Annotated in this window: 1 protein-coding gene; it reads left to right on the top strand. The window is 63.7% G+C overall.

Annotated elements, in window-relative coordinates:
* Positions 1 to 201, top strand: a 201-nt coding sequence (locus QD228_RS17135) for a hypothetical protein (RefSeq protein ID WP_279876151.1), incomplete at both ends; no start/stop codon positions are given.

The raw sequence follows: 201 nt of genomic DNA, 5'->3' as shown, positions 1-201 counted from the left end.
ACGAAAGTGCTGTCTCCGACACCCTGGTGGTGCCGGAAGATGCCGACGTCACCGCGCCGAATGCGCCGACCATCGCTTCCGCCACGGATAATGTGGAAGCCGTGACCGGCTCCCTCGCCAATGGCGACAGCACCAATGATGCGACTCCGACGCTGACCGGCAGCGCCGAGATCGGTAGCACCGTCACCGTCACGCATAATG

The organism is Cobetia sp. 3AK (genome assembly GCF_029846335.1).
GTDB lineage: Bacteria > Pseudomonadota > Gammaproteobacteria > Pseudomonadales > Halomonadaceae > Cobetia > Cobetia marina.
This window is presented reverse-complemented; position numbering and strand designations above follow the sequence as displayed.